This is a genomic window from Termitidicoccus mucosus, assembly GCF_038725785.1.
GTDB lineage: Bacteria > Verrucomicrobiota > Verrucomicrobiia > Opitutales > Opitutaceae > Termitidicoccus > Termitidicoccus mucosus.
The window spans coordinates 7,791,718-7,806,615 of sequence record NZ_CP109796.1 but is presented as its reverse complement, the minus strand read 5'-3'; the positions used below and the strand labels follow the sequence as shown (position 1 = coordinate 7,806,615).

At 59.5% G+C, this 14,898-nt stretch carries 8 protein-coding genes and 1 pseudogene; 3 read left to right on the top strand and 6 right to left on the bottom strand.

Translation table 11 applies throughout. The annotated features are described in order from the left end of the window. Positions 1-19: 19 nt before the first annotated feature. The 3 genes from OH491_RS27300 to OH491_RS27290 are packed head-to-tail and all read right to left on the bottom strand — an operon-like array spanning position 20 to position 4,849. Positions 20-778: an SDR family NAD(P)-dependent oxidoreductase gene (locus OH491_RS27300; protein ID WP_068772740.1), complete on the bottom strand. Its 759-nt coding sequence runs from the start codon at positions 776-778 to the stop codon at positions 20-22. A 33-nt stretch (positions 779-811) separates the two neighbouring features. Further along, complete coding sequence (locus OH491_RS27295; RefSeq protein ID WP_068772741.1) at positions 812-2,242, bottom strand: polysaccharide lyase 6 family protein; 1,431 nt, start codon at positions 2,240-2,242, stop codon at positions 812-814. A 51-nt stretch (positions 2,243-2,293) separates the two neighbouring features. Then, entirely contained in the window at positions 2,294-4,849 is a 2,556-nt protein-coding gene (locus tag OH491_RS27290) for a TonB-dependent siderophore receptor (protein WP_068772742.1), read from the bottom strand. A gap of 774 nt (positions 4,850-5,623) precedes the next feature. Here OH491_RS27290 and OH491_RS27285 point away from each other — a divergent pair. The 3 genes and pseudogenes from OH491_RS27285 to OH491_RS28380 form a co-directional block, all read left to right on the top strand. Continuing rightward, positions 5,624-5,923: a hypothetical protein gene (locus OH491_RS27285; protein WP_068772743.1), complete on the top strand. Its 300-nt coding sequence runs from the start codon at positions 5,624-5,626 to the stop codon at positions 5,921-5,923. Beyond that, positions 5,857-6,048 carry a TonB-dependent receptor plug domain-containing protein gene (locus OH491_RS27280; protein WP_334319700.1) on the top strand — a complete coding sequence of 64 codons (192 nt, stop codon included), beginning with the start codon at positions 5,857-5,859 and terminating at the stop codon, positions 6,046-6,048. Before OH491_RS27285 ends, OH491_RS27280 begins: the two co-directional genes overlap by 67 nt. 32 nt (positions 6,049-6,080) lie before the next feature. Beyond that, positions 6,081-6,194, top strand: a pseudogene (locus OH491_RS28380) (transposase); the annotation flags it as partial. On the opposite strand, the gene OH491_RS27275 reads toward OH491_RS28380, so the two are convergent. The 3 genes from OH491_RS27275 to OH491_RS27265 form a co-directional block, all read right to left on the bottom strand. Continuing rightward, positions 6,150-8,777, bottom strand: coding sequence for a glycosyl hydrolase 115 family protein (locus OH491_RS27275; RefSeq protein WP_068772744.1), 2,628 nt, complete (start codon positions 8,775-8,777; stop codon positions 6,150-6,152). The pseudogene OH491_RS28380 and the gene OH491_RS27275 overlap by 45 nt on opposite strands. 68 nt (positions 8,778-8,845) lie before the next feature. Then, on the bottom strand, positions 8,846-9,922 hold the full coding sequence (locus tag OH491_RS27270) for an alpha/beta hydrolase (protein WP_334319677.1): 1,077 nt from the start codon (positions 9,920-9,922) through the stop codon (positions 8,846-8,848). Between the two features lie 41 nt (positions 9,923-9,963). Continuing rightward, positions 9,964-14,865, bottom strand: a complete 4,902-nt coding sequence (locus tag OH491_RS27265) for a hypothetical protein (protein ID WP_068772745.1) — start codon at positions 14,863-14,865, stop codon at positions 9,964-9,966. Between the last annotated feature and the right edge of the window lie 33 nt (positions 14,866-14,898).

Here is a 14,898-nt window from a genome sequence, read left to right as displayed (position 1 = left end):
AGGAACGAGAACGATGGGTTCAGGCGAAGAAGATGCCGCCGTTGATTTCGACGGACTCGCCGTTGATGAACGAGGAGCGCGGCGAGGCGAGAAACGCGGTCAACTCGGCGACCTCGTCGGGCGAGCCTTCGCGTCCGAGCGGGGTCATGCCGGCGACACGCGCGCGCACCTCGGGCTTCGTGAAGGTGTCGTGGAACGCGGTGGAAATCATGCCGGGCGCGACGGCGTTGGCGCGGATGCGGCGCGGGCCGAGTTCCTTCACGAGCGAGCGGGTGAAGTTGGCCACGGCGGCCTTGGACGCGGCGTAGATGCTCGCGCCGGGCCCGCCGCCGTCGCGCGCGGCCTGCGAGCTGAAATTCACGATGACGCCGCCATCGGGCATGTGCGGGACGACGGCGCGGGTGACGAGCACGGTGCTCTTGAAGTTCACGCCCATCACCTGGTCGAAAAACGCCTCGTCGATTTCGGCGAGCGGCCTGCGCGCGACGAGACCGCCGGCGACGTTGACGAGAATGTCGATTTTGCCGCCGAAGGTCTTGAGCGCGGTCTGCACGAGGCGCTCGATGTCGGCGGGTTTGGACACATCGGCCTGCACGGCGACGGCCTTGCCGCCGGCATCGGCGACGGCCTTCACGGTGGCGTCGGCGTTGGCGGAATTGCTGTTGTAGTTGACGACGACCGAGGCACCAAGCGCGGCGAGTTTAAGGGAGACGGAGCGCCCGATGTCCCGGGCACCGCCGGTTACGAGGGCGACTTTGTTTTCGAGTTCTTTGTTCATGATGGGAAAGAGGGATTTTTTGGGGGATTTGAGTCATGGGGATTTGGATTCTTTCACGCCCGGACCGACGTCGGACTCCTGGAGCGGCTTGAGGGCCTCGGCGCGCGCTCCGGCTTCGACGGCAGTGGCGAAGTAGAGGGTGTGGCCATTGATGGTTCTGGCGGCCAGTTTCGGGTCGGCGTCCGTGTCGATGCCGGCGGGCACGGGTTCGAGGCCGAGCGGTGCGCCGTGGTAGATCTCGCCGCGGTAGGCCGGCGTCGCAATGGGATGGATCTGCCGGATGAGCGGCGCGCACCCGGCGGCGGCATCCGGGGTGACGGCAACGAGGTTTTGCTCGAAGGTGGAGGAGAGCGGCGGGGTGCCGTATTCACCGCCGCCATACACGAACGACTGCTGGCAGTTGAGGACGGTGTTGCGGCGGATGAGGTTGTTTTGCACGCGCCAGTGGGCGTGAACGGGCAGTTCGCCGTCGCCCTCGCTCGACATGAGGACGATGCCGCCGAGGTGTTTGTTGGCGGTGCGGACACCGGCGATGTAATTGTTTTCTATGACGTGGTCGCGGTCGTTGATACGCAGGCCGCCGCAATCGGTTTTCTTCGGATCGGTGACGAAAAAGATGTTGCCGGTCACGGTGCCGCCCGCGCCGTGGCGCAGGGTGATGGTGCCGCGGCAGTTGACGAAGGTGTTGTCGCGAACGGTATTTTTGCCCGACTTGACGGAGATGGTTTCGATTTCGCCGTCGCAGTTCTCGAAATAGTTTTCGGCGACCAGCGAGTGGGAGTCGCTTTGCGACTGGTGGCTGGTGCCGATGCGGATGGTCTCGAAACCGTTGCCCGTGCCGCGCGGAATGTCGCGGAAGACATTGCGGTAGATTTGCGCGTGGTCGGGCGCATCGGTCGGTCGCTGCACGAAAAGCAGCACGCCGACGGTGGTCTTGCCCTTGAAGAGGCAGTGGTCGACGCGGTTGCGCTGTCCGTTGAGCGCGATCCAAAACATGCTTTTTTCGGGCTCGGATGTCCGGTTGTAGTCGATGATGGAGCACTCGGTGATGCGCACGTCGCTGGCTTTCACGGCGATGACGCCGGAGTTGCTCGACGGGCCGCCGTCGGTGAAGCGGAATCCGGCCAGCACGACGTGGTTTGCCTCGATGCGGAATTGCGCCGCGCCGGTAAAGGTGACGCCGCCGGGCGTGGCCGCGCGGATGGTGACGGGCCGGCCCTCGGCGCCGCTCGCGGTGACCTTGAACGCACCGGCGTCCGCATACACGCCGTCGGCGAGCACGAGCGTGTCGCCGGGCCTGGCCGCGGCGACGGCCTTGCGCAGCGCGGCGGGAGATGGCAACGGCGCGGGAGCGGCATACGAAGCGGCGGCCAATATCGCGGCCGCAAGCGCCGCCAGCACGCGCCGGAGCGGGACGCAGGCGGCGGAGGCAAATGCGGGGCGGGTTGCGCGGAGTTTGCTCATGCGGGAGGAAGGGCGTATCCGTTTTATAATTACGAGGAGGCGGGAGGCGGCTCAGAAGGTGAGATCATAGGTGAGCATCCAGCCGCGGGCGGGGCCGTGCCCGGCCGAACCGTAAGTGTATTTCTCGTCGAGGATGTTGCTGACGTTGAGCTGGACCTTGTGGGTGAAGCGACGAGCGACCTTCCAGCGATAGCCGATGCTGGCGTCAAAGAGCTGATAGGAGCCGTTCCAAAGCGTGTCGCGTCCGTCGTCCACGCTGAAACTATAATATGAAGTCGTGCCCGGCACGAGCGTGCCCCGGGGAATGATCGCCCCCTCGGGAAACTCGGGCGCGATCAGGCGGCCGTTTGGCATGCGCAGGTTTTGGATGTCGCCGCTGCTGGTGGTGATGGTGCGCCGGCCCGGCGCCGCGGTGAGGGACTTGTCGCTGTATTTATAGCCGATGGTGGCATAGGCGCCCTTGAGCGGACCGGTTTTCACGTTGTATTTGGAACCGAAACCGAAGGAGTTGCGCGGTGTGCGCCGGGTGGGCCGCCCTTCGAAGGAAGGCGCATCGGAGCTGTCGACGATCTTTGCGACGGTGTAACCGTAGCCGCCGAAGAATTGCAGCGACTGCGTGATGCTCCAGTTGAAATCCAGCTCGTAGCCCTTGGATGTTTCCTTGCCGGTGGTGATGTTGTAAATGCTGCCGTCCTCGCGGTAGGCTTCGCGGGTGACATTGTTGCGCGAGAGATCGAAGTGGGCGGCGGTGAAGGTGAGGCGCCCGTCCAGCATGCTGGCCTTGAAGCCGAATTCCCAGCATTCGCCGGTTTCGGTCGGCACGTCGAACGGCAGGCCATCCTCGTCAACGCCGGTGGAAAACTGCGGGACGAAGGAGCGGGAGGAATTCACGTAAGCGGTGAGGTCGGGGAGGACGCGAATGTTGAGGCCGACCTGGTAGCTGGGTTCGGTAGTGGTGTTTTTGCTGCTGGTGCCGGTCACGAGATTCCGCGCGTGGTTGCGCTCGTAGTCATAGCGCCCGCCGGCGAGCAGGGTGACGCGGTCGTCCCAAAAGGTCATGCGCTCGCTGAGGAAAATGCCGAAGAGGTCGAGCTTGTTGTCCTCCTTCTGGAAGAGGCTGTAGAGCGTGGGGTCGTCATGGTAGGAGATGAAACGGAGGTCGGAATTGTTCACCGGGATGCCGAGGGTGCGGTCGGCGCGGATGATGAGCGGGAAATCTCCCATCATGTAGGTCGAACCGACGGGGCCCGAGATGGTGGCACCGCTGGGAAGGCCGGAGGCGCCCGGAAAAGCGAGGGGCAGCGCGCGGGTGTTGGTGCCGGCGGGCGTGGTGACATTGACGGAAACCGTGTTGCTGTCCCAGCGCTCGGGCTTCTCGGTCTGCCGCTGCCAGTCGAAGGTGAGCAGCGTCATGTGCTTGATCGGGCCGGTCTTCCACGCGGCAAGAAAATCAGTCTGCCACGCCGCGCCCCCCTCGTCGAACGGGCGGAGTCGCGGGACGGCGAGATCCACGCTGTTGGAGACGGGGTCATAGTTGCGTCCGGAAAGCTCCTGCCGTTCAAGCGTGCGCGTGAACCAGTTCGCGCTGCTGCGCATGGAGAAGATCGAGTTGAAGCGATGCTCAAATGTCGCGGTGACGGTATGAATATCGCGCTTGGCGTAGGTGTTCGGTCCCTGGGAATTGAAGTCGAAAATCTCCGTGGCGACGCCGTCGTAACTGGTGTAGGTGCGCTGGGCTCTCGTGAAATTATAGGGCGTCTCCGCGGCGGAAAGGATGGGGAAATAGGGATCATCAACGACCTTGCGACGGGATGGGACGGAGGCGTTGCCGATTTCATTTCTCTTCAGGTATTCGTATTCGACGAGCAGGCTGGTGACCGGAGTGATTTTCCACATGACGCTGCCCACCGCGGTCGCCTGGGTTTTCTTTTTGTAATCGATATCGTATTTGGTGCTGTCGGCCGCGACATCGACGCGGTAGAACAGTTTTCCACTCGCACCGAGCGGGCCGGTGGTGGAGGCCTGCGCGCGGTGAAGGTTGTGTGCGCCGACGGTGAAGCCGAAGCGCTGCTCGGGTTTTGTCTTCGGTTTCTTGGTGATAATGTTGACCGTGCCGCCCGGCATCACCGTGCCGTAAATCGACGCCGCCGCGCCCTTGATGACCTCGACGCGCTCGACGCCGACCTTGTCGATGAGGCCGATGCGCCGGAATCCGTTTCGCAACTGAACATTCGCGTCGATGCCGCGCACGCTGTAGCCGGTGGAAATGGTTTCGTAACCGACGACGTTGCTGGTGTAGGCGGTCTGCTCGCGAAACTCGAGCGCACCGAAATCATCGAGAAACTCTCCGGTGATGACATTCACCGTGAACGGCAAGTCGATGAGCTTCGTCGCCACGCGCGTGCCGGTGACGGACTCGGCGGCCACGTATTCGTTGGTGCGGGTATCGGAAACGGTGAACTCGGGAAGCGTGACCACCTCCTCGTTCGCGGAAGGAGATTCGTCGGTGTTCACCGGCGTCACCTGCTGGGCTGAGACAAAGCCAACCGATGCGCCGCACAAAAGCGCGGCAAACGAGGCTGACTGGAGGAGAGGATGCGAGTGCATGGGGATAAGAAATCTGAAAATGAGGGGAGGAAAGGCCAGGGATGCGAAAAGGCCGGCGACGAAGACACAAAAGGTAAGAAATTTTCGAGTAAGTCAAACGTTTTAGTGAAACGTTCCACTTATTTGATATATATTTCCATGATATGATTGCAATATACTATCCATGATGATATTATGTATTTTCTAAATGTAAAAAATAACTCAAGACAATTGTTTTGAACCATACCCGCAATGGGGCTGGCGGCGAAGTGCGGCATCGACACAAAGGCTGGGCTGGCTTGAAGAGGTGCATAGACGACGACTGGCTGGTTCGGATTTGTCGCCCGCTGCCAATCGTGCATTGCTTCGTCGGCACTCAATCCCCGCCACTCCGTCATCAGTTGTATCAAGTCATTGAATACAAAACCAAGATCGTTCCGTCTTGGCCGAATAAAAAACTCCGCCGCTTGGCAGGCATGCCGGATGTGTGTATATTGATCAACCGGCGCACATCGGCACGCCGTTCAGGTTGGATGAGCTTCCTCCCCTGCCTGGTCGATGTTCGCGCAGGCGTCCATTCCTCCGAAACCTAGAACTACCCATCATGAACAAAGCAGAACTACCAGTCACCATGCATTCGCACACATCAGTAAAACGGTAAACCTGCTTTATTTCCTACTCGCCTTCATCCTAGTCTCGCTCGTTTTTTCTTCGCTCGCTTCAGCGCAGCAAACCTCCTCCGCGACTCCGTCCACGGACGCCGTTTCCCAAACTCCGCCCGATGGCGAAACCATCGTGCTGCCCGAGATCCGCGTGTCCACCACGCAGGACAAGGGCTATCTCGCCGCCAACTCCGTCTCCGCCACGCGCATCAGCACGCCTATCAAGGACCTGCCCTTCGCCGTGAGCGCGTTCACCGAGCAGTTCATCGAGGACGTCGGCGCGCACGATCTCTGGGACATCGTGCAGTTCGCGCCTTCCGTCACCAGCCCGGCCGCGAGTTCACCGCCGGCAATGCGGTCTATAACATCCGCGGCTTCGACCAATCGCCGCAGCACGACGGCTTCGAGGGCGAAGCCTACATCGACACTGTGACCGTGCAGCGCGTCGAGGTGGTGAAAGGCCCCGCGTCCATGCTCTACGGCCAGGTCGCGCTCGGCAGCATCGTGAACTACATCACGCAACGCCGGGCGACGATCCGTTCGCGCGCCTTACCCTGAAAGGTGGGGACCACAGTTATTTCCGCGCCGAGGTGGGCGTGAACGCCAAGGGCTACCGCGAGGTGCTCGCGGTGGAGGAAGGTATCAGGAAGGACAAGGCCTCATGGCAAAACTTCCTGCGCCGACTCAAAGAACGCAGGCTCAAAATTTTTGAACAGCGTTTCAGGAGGTCCCAAGTGACTCTTTTTCATCCCCCCGAAATCCAACACGAATTTCTGAACAACCGGACCGGCATCGACCAGCCAAAACTTCATTACATGTCTGCCTGACGTAGCAATCCGGTGTTTGCTTGAAGGAATAATGATATTGTAAGCAACCCATTTTTCCCAAGTCTTTCGGCGCCCATCCTGATTGATGGAAATGATCTGTGGTACTTCATCATCTATGGATATGGCGTAACGCAGTCCTTTGGGCGCATTGCGGAAATTAAGAGTCGGACAAAAATAACCATGAATCGTGACATCGTCTTTGCTATAGGTGTAGAACTCATATTCGACGCAGGGGGAGCCTTTTTTCCCTGGTGATTGCACACTGGCTGTCACAGGAAAGATGGTCAATCCAGCGCCAGTTCGCCCAATTCCAGGGATAATTGTCCACTCGATTCCATTTGCATTGGAGGCGCGTGAATAATTTTCCGCATTCATTGAGACAACAGCATCGGCCTCGTAGAAAATGTTTCCTTTGGCCCCCCCGGGGATCTGTTTTTGTGATGTTGACGGAAGAACTGCCGCAGGTGCCGCTGTGATTGGCGGTGAATCGGCCGGGGCGTATTTCACCTCGGGCATTTGCTGCTTTTCCAGCATGCGGAATGCCTCTCCCTTGCCAATATGCGGCTGGTCCATCATGTGATTCCATTTTCCTCCGAGTAGTGAATTGTACTTGTCGGAGAGCGCCTCGTCATTCGCAAAAAGTTCCCTGGCTTTGTCGGCGAGGGTGTTTGCCGCAGGATCCTTGCGAGTGGCTGCGTCGCGATTGAGCGCGATCGTTGTATAAAGTTCGTTCAGGTTTGCGAGCGCCTCGACCGGGTGCAATACGAGCTCAAAATAAGCTGCCTCATATTCGGGCGCCAGCTGCGCGCCCGCCCGCCGGGCGGCGGCGAGCAGATTTTTATATTCCCTCGTCACACGCTGGGCCTCGTCGTAATTGTGAAGCGAATAAATATCGACATCCAAGACTTCCGGTTTCGGACGATTATTCAGGCTCGAATACTCAAATATAATTTTTCCGATTTGGGATCCGAAATTTTCACCGAATTGATCCGCTGCCCAGCTTACGGCGTAATGCGGAAGGTCACTTGCGCTGATTTTTTCAGGATTCCACGCATAATCGAGGAAGAAGGAAATCGGAAATTCCATCGGCTTGATATCGCCGACATTCACAATCCAAATCGTGCGCATATTGTGTTCATAGGCCAAATGCATTTGCTCCCAGATGCGCGAGATGGAATTGCTATTAATCCATTTATAGCTTCTCGGCCCGCCGACGAAATCGAAATGATAATAGACGCCGGAACCGCCGGGGCGAGACATCTCGGCCGCCTTGGGCACGCGGCGGATATTGCCCCAGTTGTCGTCGCAGAAGAGGAGCGTGATATCGTCCGGTACCTGCATGCCTTTGTCGTAATAATCCTGGACTTCCTTATATATGGCCCAGAGTTGCGGTGTTTCCGAAGCTGGTTTGCCCGTGACGTCGGCGATAATGTCGCGCTGGTCATTTATAATGCGCGTGAGAAGTTCGATTGGCGTCCCGTCCTTGGTCATTGGGCGGTCGCGTTCGCCGCGCATACCGACAGTGACGATGCTTTCCCGGCCACCCATGCGCTCGATTCCCTTTTTCCAATAATCGCGGAAGCTTTGTCCGTTGGTTTCGTAGTCCCATTCGCCCTTGCCGTGACGTTTCCATTCGTTGGCGTTGCGCATCATGGGTTCGTGATGCGATGTGCTCATGACGATGCCGTATTCGTCGGCGAGTTGCGCATTCAGCGGATCATCTTCGAAAAAGCGGTCGCGCCACATAGCAGGCCATAGATAATTGCCTTTCAGACGCAGCAGCAGTTCGAAAACTTTTTCATACATTTTGTGATTTCGTCCGCCGAATTTTTCATCCGACCAGCCTGTAAGGCAGGGGGCTTCATCATTTATAAAGATGCCACGATATTTAACCTTGGGGGCATCGGTCAGCTGTGTATTTGATTTTATATATATTTCAGATTTCTTTTTAACTGGCACATCGGCCCACCAGTACCAGGGCGAGACGCCCATTTGCCGACTCAATTCGAACACGCCGTAGGCGACGCCGCGCTTGTTGCTTCCGACGATGACCAGCGCGTTGGCCACGTCTTCCATGGGATGCTCAACGGCCTGTATCAAGTAGGCATCCCACTGGTTCTTAAGCTTGGAAATGTCGATTTTTTTTTGAGCGGCAAGTTTCTGGATTGTTTCCGAGGAGTCAATGGTGCCGAGAATGACAACTGTCCGTGCGGATGCCGGAGGCTGTTTCATAATTTCCGCTTCGCGACCTGTAACAGCGTTGAGATCCCGCCGGAGAAACCCGGCGGCTCGTTGCACGAGATCCTTGTCCCCGGGGTCGGTGCAGATCACGGGAACGTTTTGCGGGTCAATCAGCGCAAAGTAGCCGGGGAGACTTTTCTCGCTGATGATTTGCTGTGAACAGGCCATCAGGGACGAAAAAAATAGAACCAATAAAATTGGAATGGCTTTCTGTATCATAGTTTTGTTCTTATATTTTAAATAAGCAACGAGGACAAACGGTGTCCGGCATTCGATAATTTAATCCGTTATTTCTTCTGCGGCTTGCATTCCTTTTGGCAGCCTTTCAGTTGCTGAAGGAGAAAGTCTTTTATCGTCATCCGGTCTTTTTCCGGAGTGCTGCGGTGGACGAATGTGCAGGGCACGCCGACTTCCTTGCACCGCTCATAGAGTTTTTGTCCGAAGTTCGACGAGTGGGTGGCGTTGCTCGCTTCCTTGCCGATATTCGGCGTGCTTTTATAGATCATGAAGAGCGGTGGATCATCGGGCGTGACCAACGCGTATGGGGAATATTCGGCAATCCACGGCAGGATTTTTTCACGGTTCGCATAAAATACGTCAAAAGATTCTATTTTTTTCTTATAGTCTTTTTTGAAACCGAAGGCATGCGCGCCGTATTTTATATTGGGAATCCAGTCCCTCATTTGCTTCGGGTCGAGCGAGGTTTGCGCCGACGCGACCGCGACACATTTGAGGCGGGTGGATTCGCGGGCGACCGGATCGGAGCTTTGGGGATCGGCAAGATCATCGTGGAAGGCGAGCCAAAGGCTTGTGCATGCGCCGGCCGAACCGCCCGTGGCGGCGATGCGCGTTTTGTCGATATTCCATTCCTTCGCTTTGCTGCGCACAAACTGGAGCGCGCGGGCAGCGTCACCCAGCGGACCTTTCACGGGAGGGACGATGCCGTCTGCCTCGGCTTCCTTTATATAGCGATAGTTTATTGAAACGACCGATATGCCCTCGGCGAGATAGGCTTCGACAGTGCCATATTCGGGGCCGGAAACGCTCACTTTGTCTCCGCCATTCCATGCGCCGCCATGGATATAAAACACTACGGGCGTGGGGGTCGCAGATTCGGCTTTCCAGAAATCGAGGACGTGCTGCTTATGTTTTCCATAGGCGACGTTTTCATATGTCGGGATGGGCGGCGGCGGCAGGCCGGGCTTGGATTTGCGTGCGGGAGCGGTGCCGCTTGTTTGAATTGCAGGTGTTTTTTCGAGATTTTCTGGTGAGAGGGATTGAGCCTGCAGGATTCCCGCCACGGCCAGCATAAAGATGCTGGAAATACCCAGCGTGATACCGGAATTTTTAAAGTGTGTTTTCATAAGGATAATACTATCAGTGCTTGTTGTTGTATTGTGTGATTTCAAAAACGACGGTTCCGACCGATGGTCTTGCGAGCTGCACCGAGCAAGGCAACGGCTAAGATCATCCATAGAGAATGCGCACCGCCGCCGCTTCCACCGCCGCCGAGGTCACCGCTGAGGGTGCCCTCGTTTGAAGGCGGGGGCGGGTCCACTTTGTAGATATCGGTCCATCGCGGTGTGGTGACTTCGTCATTGACCGTGATTTTGCGAAGCGTGGCGTTGCCACTGTCGGCAACCCATAGGATGCCATTTGCATCCATTGCCAAGCCCGAGGGGTGGTCGAAGCGCGCGCTGGTTCCCGTTGCGTCAATGATTGCGTGGTTGCCTGCGCTGCCGGCTATCGTCGCGACAGTTCCGGAGACAATCTCGCGAATGGTGGAATTGTTGGTGTCAGCCACAAGCAGGGCGTCGCCGTCAACGGCAAGGCCTTGGGGTGCGTTGAAGCGGGCGTCGAGCGAGGTTCCATCGGCGAAGCCCTCTTCTCCAAAGGCACCCGCGTAGCGCGTAACCTGGTATTGGTTCGGACCGGGAGCGAGATCGACGATGCGGATAACGTGGTTGCCAGTGTCGGCGACATAGAGCACTTGGGCGGTTTGATCGTAAGCCAAAGCCGTGGGCGTGTTGAAACGGGCGGCGGCGCCGATGCCGTCGTCAGTGCCGGATACGGCGGGCTTGCCTGCGATTGTAGTGACTACGTGGCCGTAGGAGATCATTCGTATCGTGTGGTTGGCCGAATCGGCGACAAACGACACGCCCACCTCGCTGTCGGTGACAATGCCCCACGGTGCCGTGAAGCGGGCTGCGGTGCCGGTCGCATCGAGCGTGCCCGTGCCGCTTGCGACCGTGGCACTATGAACCGGGGCGTTTCCTGCGATGGCCACGGGGAGGGCTTCACCTGCATGCGTTTTGTCGGGGTCGAATTGATAAACGTTGTTCGCGCCGGCGTCGGAAACCTGGAGCATTTTCAACGGCGTGATGGAAATGCCGTTCGGGCTCGCGTATTTTCCAGCGGGATTGCTGAAGCGGGCGCCGTTGATGCTTGAGGCGTTGGCCGTGCCGGAGACCCGCGCGAATTGGCCCGCGGCATCGATGCGATTGACCGTCTTGAAGCCGTTGTCCGTGACATAAATATCGCCCGCCTGGTCGATGACGAGCGCGACGGGTTGCGAGAGCCACGCCTTGATGACGCGAAGCGTGGAGGCATTGCTTGTCGCGTTGCCGGCGTGGTTGGAAACGGTGTAGCGATACTGCCAGCCGTCCATGGACGCGCTGACATTGGAAACAACGAGCGTGCTTGATGTCTCGCCCTCCATCGTTTCCCAAGTGACGCCGCCGTCCTTGGAAACCTCCCACGCGCACGCGGGGGCCGGGTTTCCCGCCGTGGACGCGGTGAGCGTCAGTTTTTTCCCGGCGACGACCGCCTGCTCGGCGGCCAACGCCTGCCCGGCCGGCGGAGCGATTGCGATGGTGTAGGGCGAGGGGCTGTAGCCGGTGCTCTTCAGGCTGGTGACGGCAATGTATCCGGTGTCCGGGATGCCCATTGGCACGGTGGCGGTTATGCGCGTGTCATCGTTGATTGTCCATTGTCCGGCAGGCACGATCACATCGCCGATTTTAAGCTCGATGGCGTTTTCAAAATTGACGCCTTGCAAGATCACCGTCCCGCCGCGGGTAAGCTCGGGATACGTGACGCCCTCGATGGTCGGAAACGGATTCACGCCCACGACCACGCGCCCGTTGAGATCGACAAAATTGGCATAGCGTTTGTCGAGAACCACGCCGTCGCTGGCATTCGTCGCCGGCGGGTTGGGACGGATGACCGTGACAATGGTGACGTTTTCCCCGGCGACGCGCGCGCCGGTGACGGCGGCGGTGAAGTGTTCGCTTTGAGGGTTGCGCCCGGAGGCATGGCTGGCGCTGGCAAAAACGGGCGTCGCCGGCGAGACCGTTTCGCCAATGGCGGATGCTGCGCCAAAATCGAATTGCACCTGCCTTGGCGGGGCGGACGCCTTGCTGTCCGCGGTGTCGATTTGCGCGTCGTCCCGCGCTATCACCTGAATGCCCGCGCCGGGAAGCGCGGACGCGCCCGAGCTCACGATGTTTTGCGCGTGCCAGACAGGCCCGACAGTGTAATTGCCCGCCTCGGCAAACTCGAACGTGTCGAGCACGAAAAGCGCGCCGTCGAGCAAGCGCAAACGCACGTCGCGATGATGCGTGATCGCGCGGCCCGCGGAGTCGAGCATCACGCGCGAGAGGCTCGCCTTGGGCGCGAGGGCGTCATCCTGCGCGGTCGCCTCAAGGAGGCTGGAGCCCGCGGCGGTGAGCAAAGTCGTGGCGGCGGGACGCCCGTCGGGCGCTCCGGACGTGGAAAGCGACGCGCCAGTGATGCCGAAGCTCGCGACGAGATCGGGATGGCTGCTTTGCCACTTCACGAGCAGATAGGCGTAATCGCCCAGGTTGAGCGAAAACCCGCTGACGGAGATGTCGGCGGTGTCCCCGGCCGCGACATTCGGGGAACCACTCCACGCGCCCTGCAATTGCACCTCGCCGCCGTCGGGCTTGACGCCGATGACGGAGTCGATGCTGACGGAAACCGTCTCGGGCGACGCGCCTGTGTTTGTCACGCGCAGGAAAAATCCGCTGACGCTCGCGATATTGAGCGGCGCGGCGGCGTTGGAGGACGCCGTGAACGCGCCGGGCCAGCGATGATTGACGAGCCAGCGCGTGGGCGTGTTCGCGGCAACGCGCCCGCCGGTGGCGAGCAGGTCGGCGGCGGTCGCGCCCGCGGTGGCCCAGGCGTTTTGCCGCTGGTTGGCGGACGCGTTTCCCTCGCCGGTGCCGTGGAGAAGCACGGACGAGCCTGTCGTGTAGAGCGAAACCGCGCCGGTGTCATCGCCCGCGTTGCCCCCGTGGTCATGGAGATTGAGCGAGACAAATGACGCGCTCGTGCCGCCGGTTCGCAAGTGAACCTTGTCGAATTGCGAGTCACCCTGGTCGTCGGCGCGGGTTGTCAACGCGATGCCGGGCAGCGTCTCGGGCGTAAGGGTCGGCGTGGCCGCGACGGCGCGACACGCCTCGACGAGGCCGACCATGTCGTCAACGGCCATGCTCTTGTTTTGTTCGAGATAGGCGCTGATTGCCGAGGCTGCGGAAAAATAGGATGCGCGCCCGTGCGAATACCCCAGGCGCTCAAACGCGTCCAGCCAGTAGGCAAACCCCGCGTCCCAGTCGCTTTCGCCGTAATCCGGCAGGACGCCGTTTGGCGACATGGCCACGGCGTGGCGCGAAATCGACGCCACCGCGGCGGCGTCCTTGAGCTGGTTCGCGTAAACGTCCGAACCGGTGGCGGCATCAAGCTCGTTTGCGAGAAGCGCGGTGGCGTGCAGCCAAAGGCCGGTGGAACCGCGGGCGTTTTCCACGGTGTCGTTGACGTGTTTCCAGTCGTTCCAGACGGCGCCGGCATAGGCGAGCCAGGCGGCGCGATTCGGGGCGGACGCGAGCTTGGGAAGATTCGCGACGGCGGCGACACCTTGCGCGGCGGAGGCGGCGCGCCCGTAGCTGCCATAGTCGGGACTCGCCTGCGCGAGCAAGGCGTCGGCGCAAGCGCCCAGTTTCGCAGCGAGCGCGGTTTGCGCGGCATCGTCGAGCGCGTAGGTTGACGCGCCGGTTTGGGTCGCGCCGAGGCAGCGATAAATGCCCGCGAGGCTGGCAAGTCCGCGGGCAAGCTCGGCGGTCTGGGCGGCGACGATGGCGGGATTGGCGCTGCCCATGGCGTTGGTCGCCGCGGTCAACGCGTCGCGGGCGTTCGTGATGTAGGCGTCGCGGGAAATCGCGGCATTGTTGGTGAGTGTATATGGAGTTGTTGATACGCGCCATGCCTGCGCATAGGCGTATTCGAGCACGCTGGCGGGCACGACTTCGCCGGAGGCGAGCGCCGTGTCGATTTGCGGGACATTGGCCGCGCGCTGCATGTCGAGTTTGCGATCGAGCAGGCGCAGATAGTTTTCCCTGACGGTTTGGCGGCGTGAATCCGTGTCCGCCGCCGGCCAGTCCGCTGGCGGCGGGAGATCATACGCCGTGGGGACATGCTCGTAAACGAACTCCAGTTTCGGTGCGTCGGGAGAAGTTACATCCTGAACAATGCTCGCGCGATTTACGCCTCCAGTGTTCAGGGATATGCTGACCCGAAACCATATCATTCCATCCATGGAAGCAGGCATGCCGTCCGTACTATAAAAATCCGCCAGCGCGCCCCCGGGTTGAAAAAACGGCGTGAGATCAAGTTCCGCTGTTTCATCAACCGCGACATTGCCCGACACCACGCGTTGATAGAACCGGTCCTTTAGCAGTCGCACAGTAGGGCGCGGATCTGTCTTCACGGTGACGAAGTTGTTGTCCGTATTATTTTCAAAATAATTGACGCCATAGATTCCTGTCAGGGGAATATCGTCATCCAGATTAGCGGGTGTTCCCGGATCATATTTTTTCCCGCTGGTGTCGTTCTTGAGGATTCTCGGGTTTGTGTCGGGCACAAAGGCGTAAAGTTGAAGAACCGTCCGGGCGCGCACATAATCTATCTTCGCCGTCAGCTTGGCCGATTTAAGCGGCCCCCGGATGGCGGGGAGCTTGAATCCCCAATAGACATTGGAAATATGTATGCCCGCGGCGTCTGTTCCGTTTCTACCCACGTAGTATTCGTCGCTGGTGCTGATCAGGTATTGGTTCTCCACATAGGTAAACGACGTTGCGGTTTCCTTGCCACCAGGTATCGAGGGCACCGTCGAGTAGTCGTGATACGTGTAGGGCGCGGCAGGCGTGACATCCGGAGGCGCGGCGAGGGCTTGGGATGCGAAACCGGCGAACGCCGCCATGACATATAAAATCGCGCGATGAATGTTCATGATATTTATTCGATAATATTTTGTTTCTTGAAT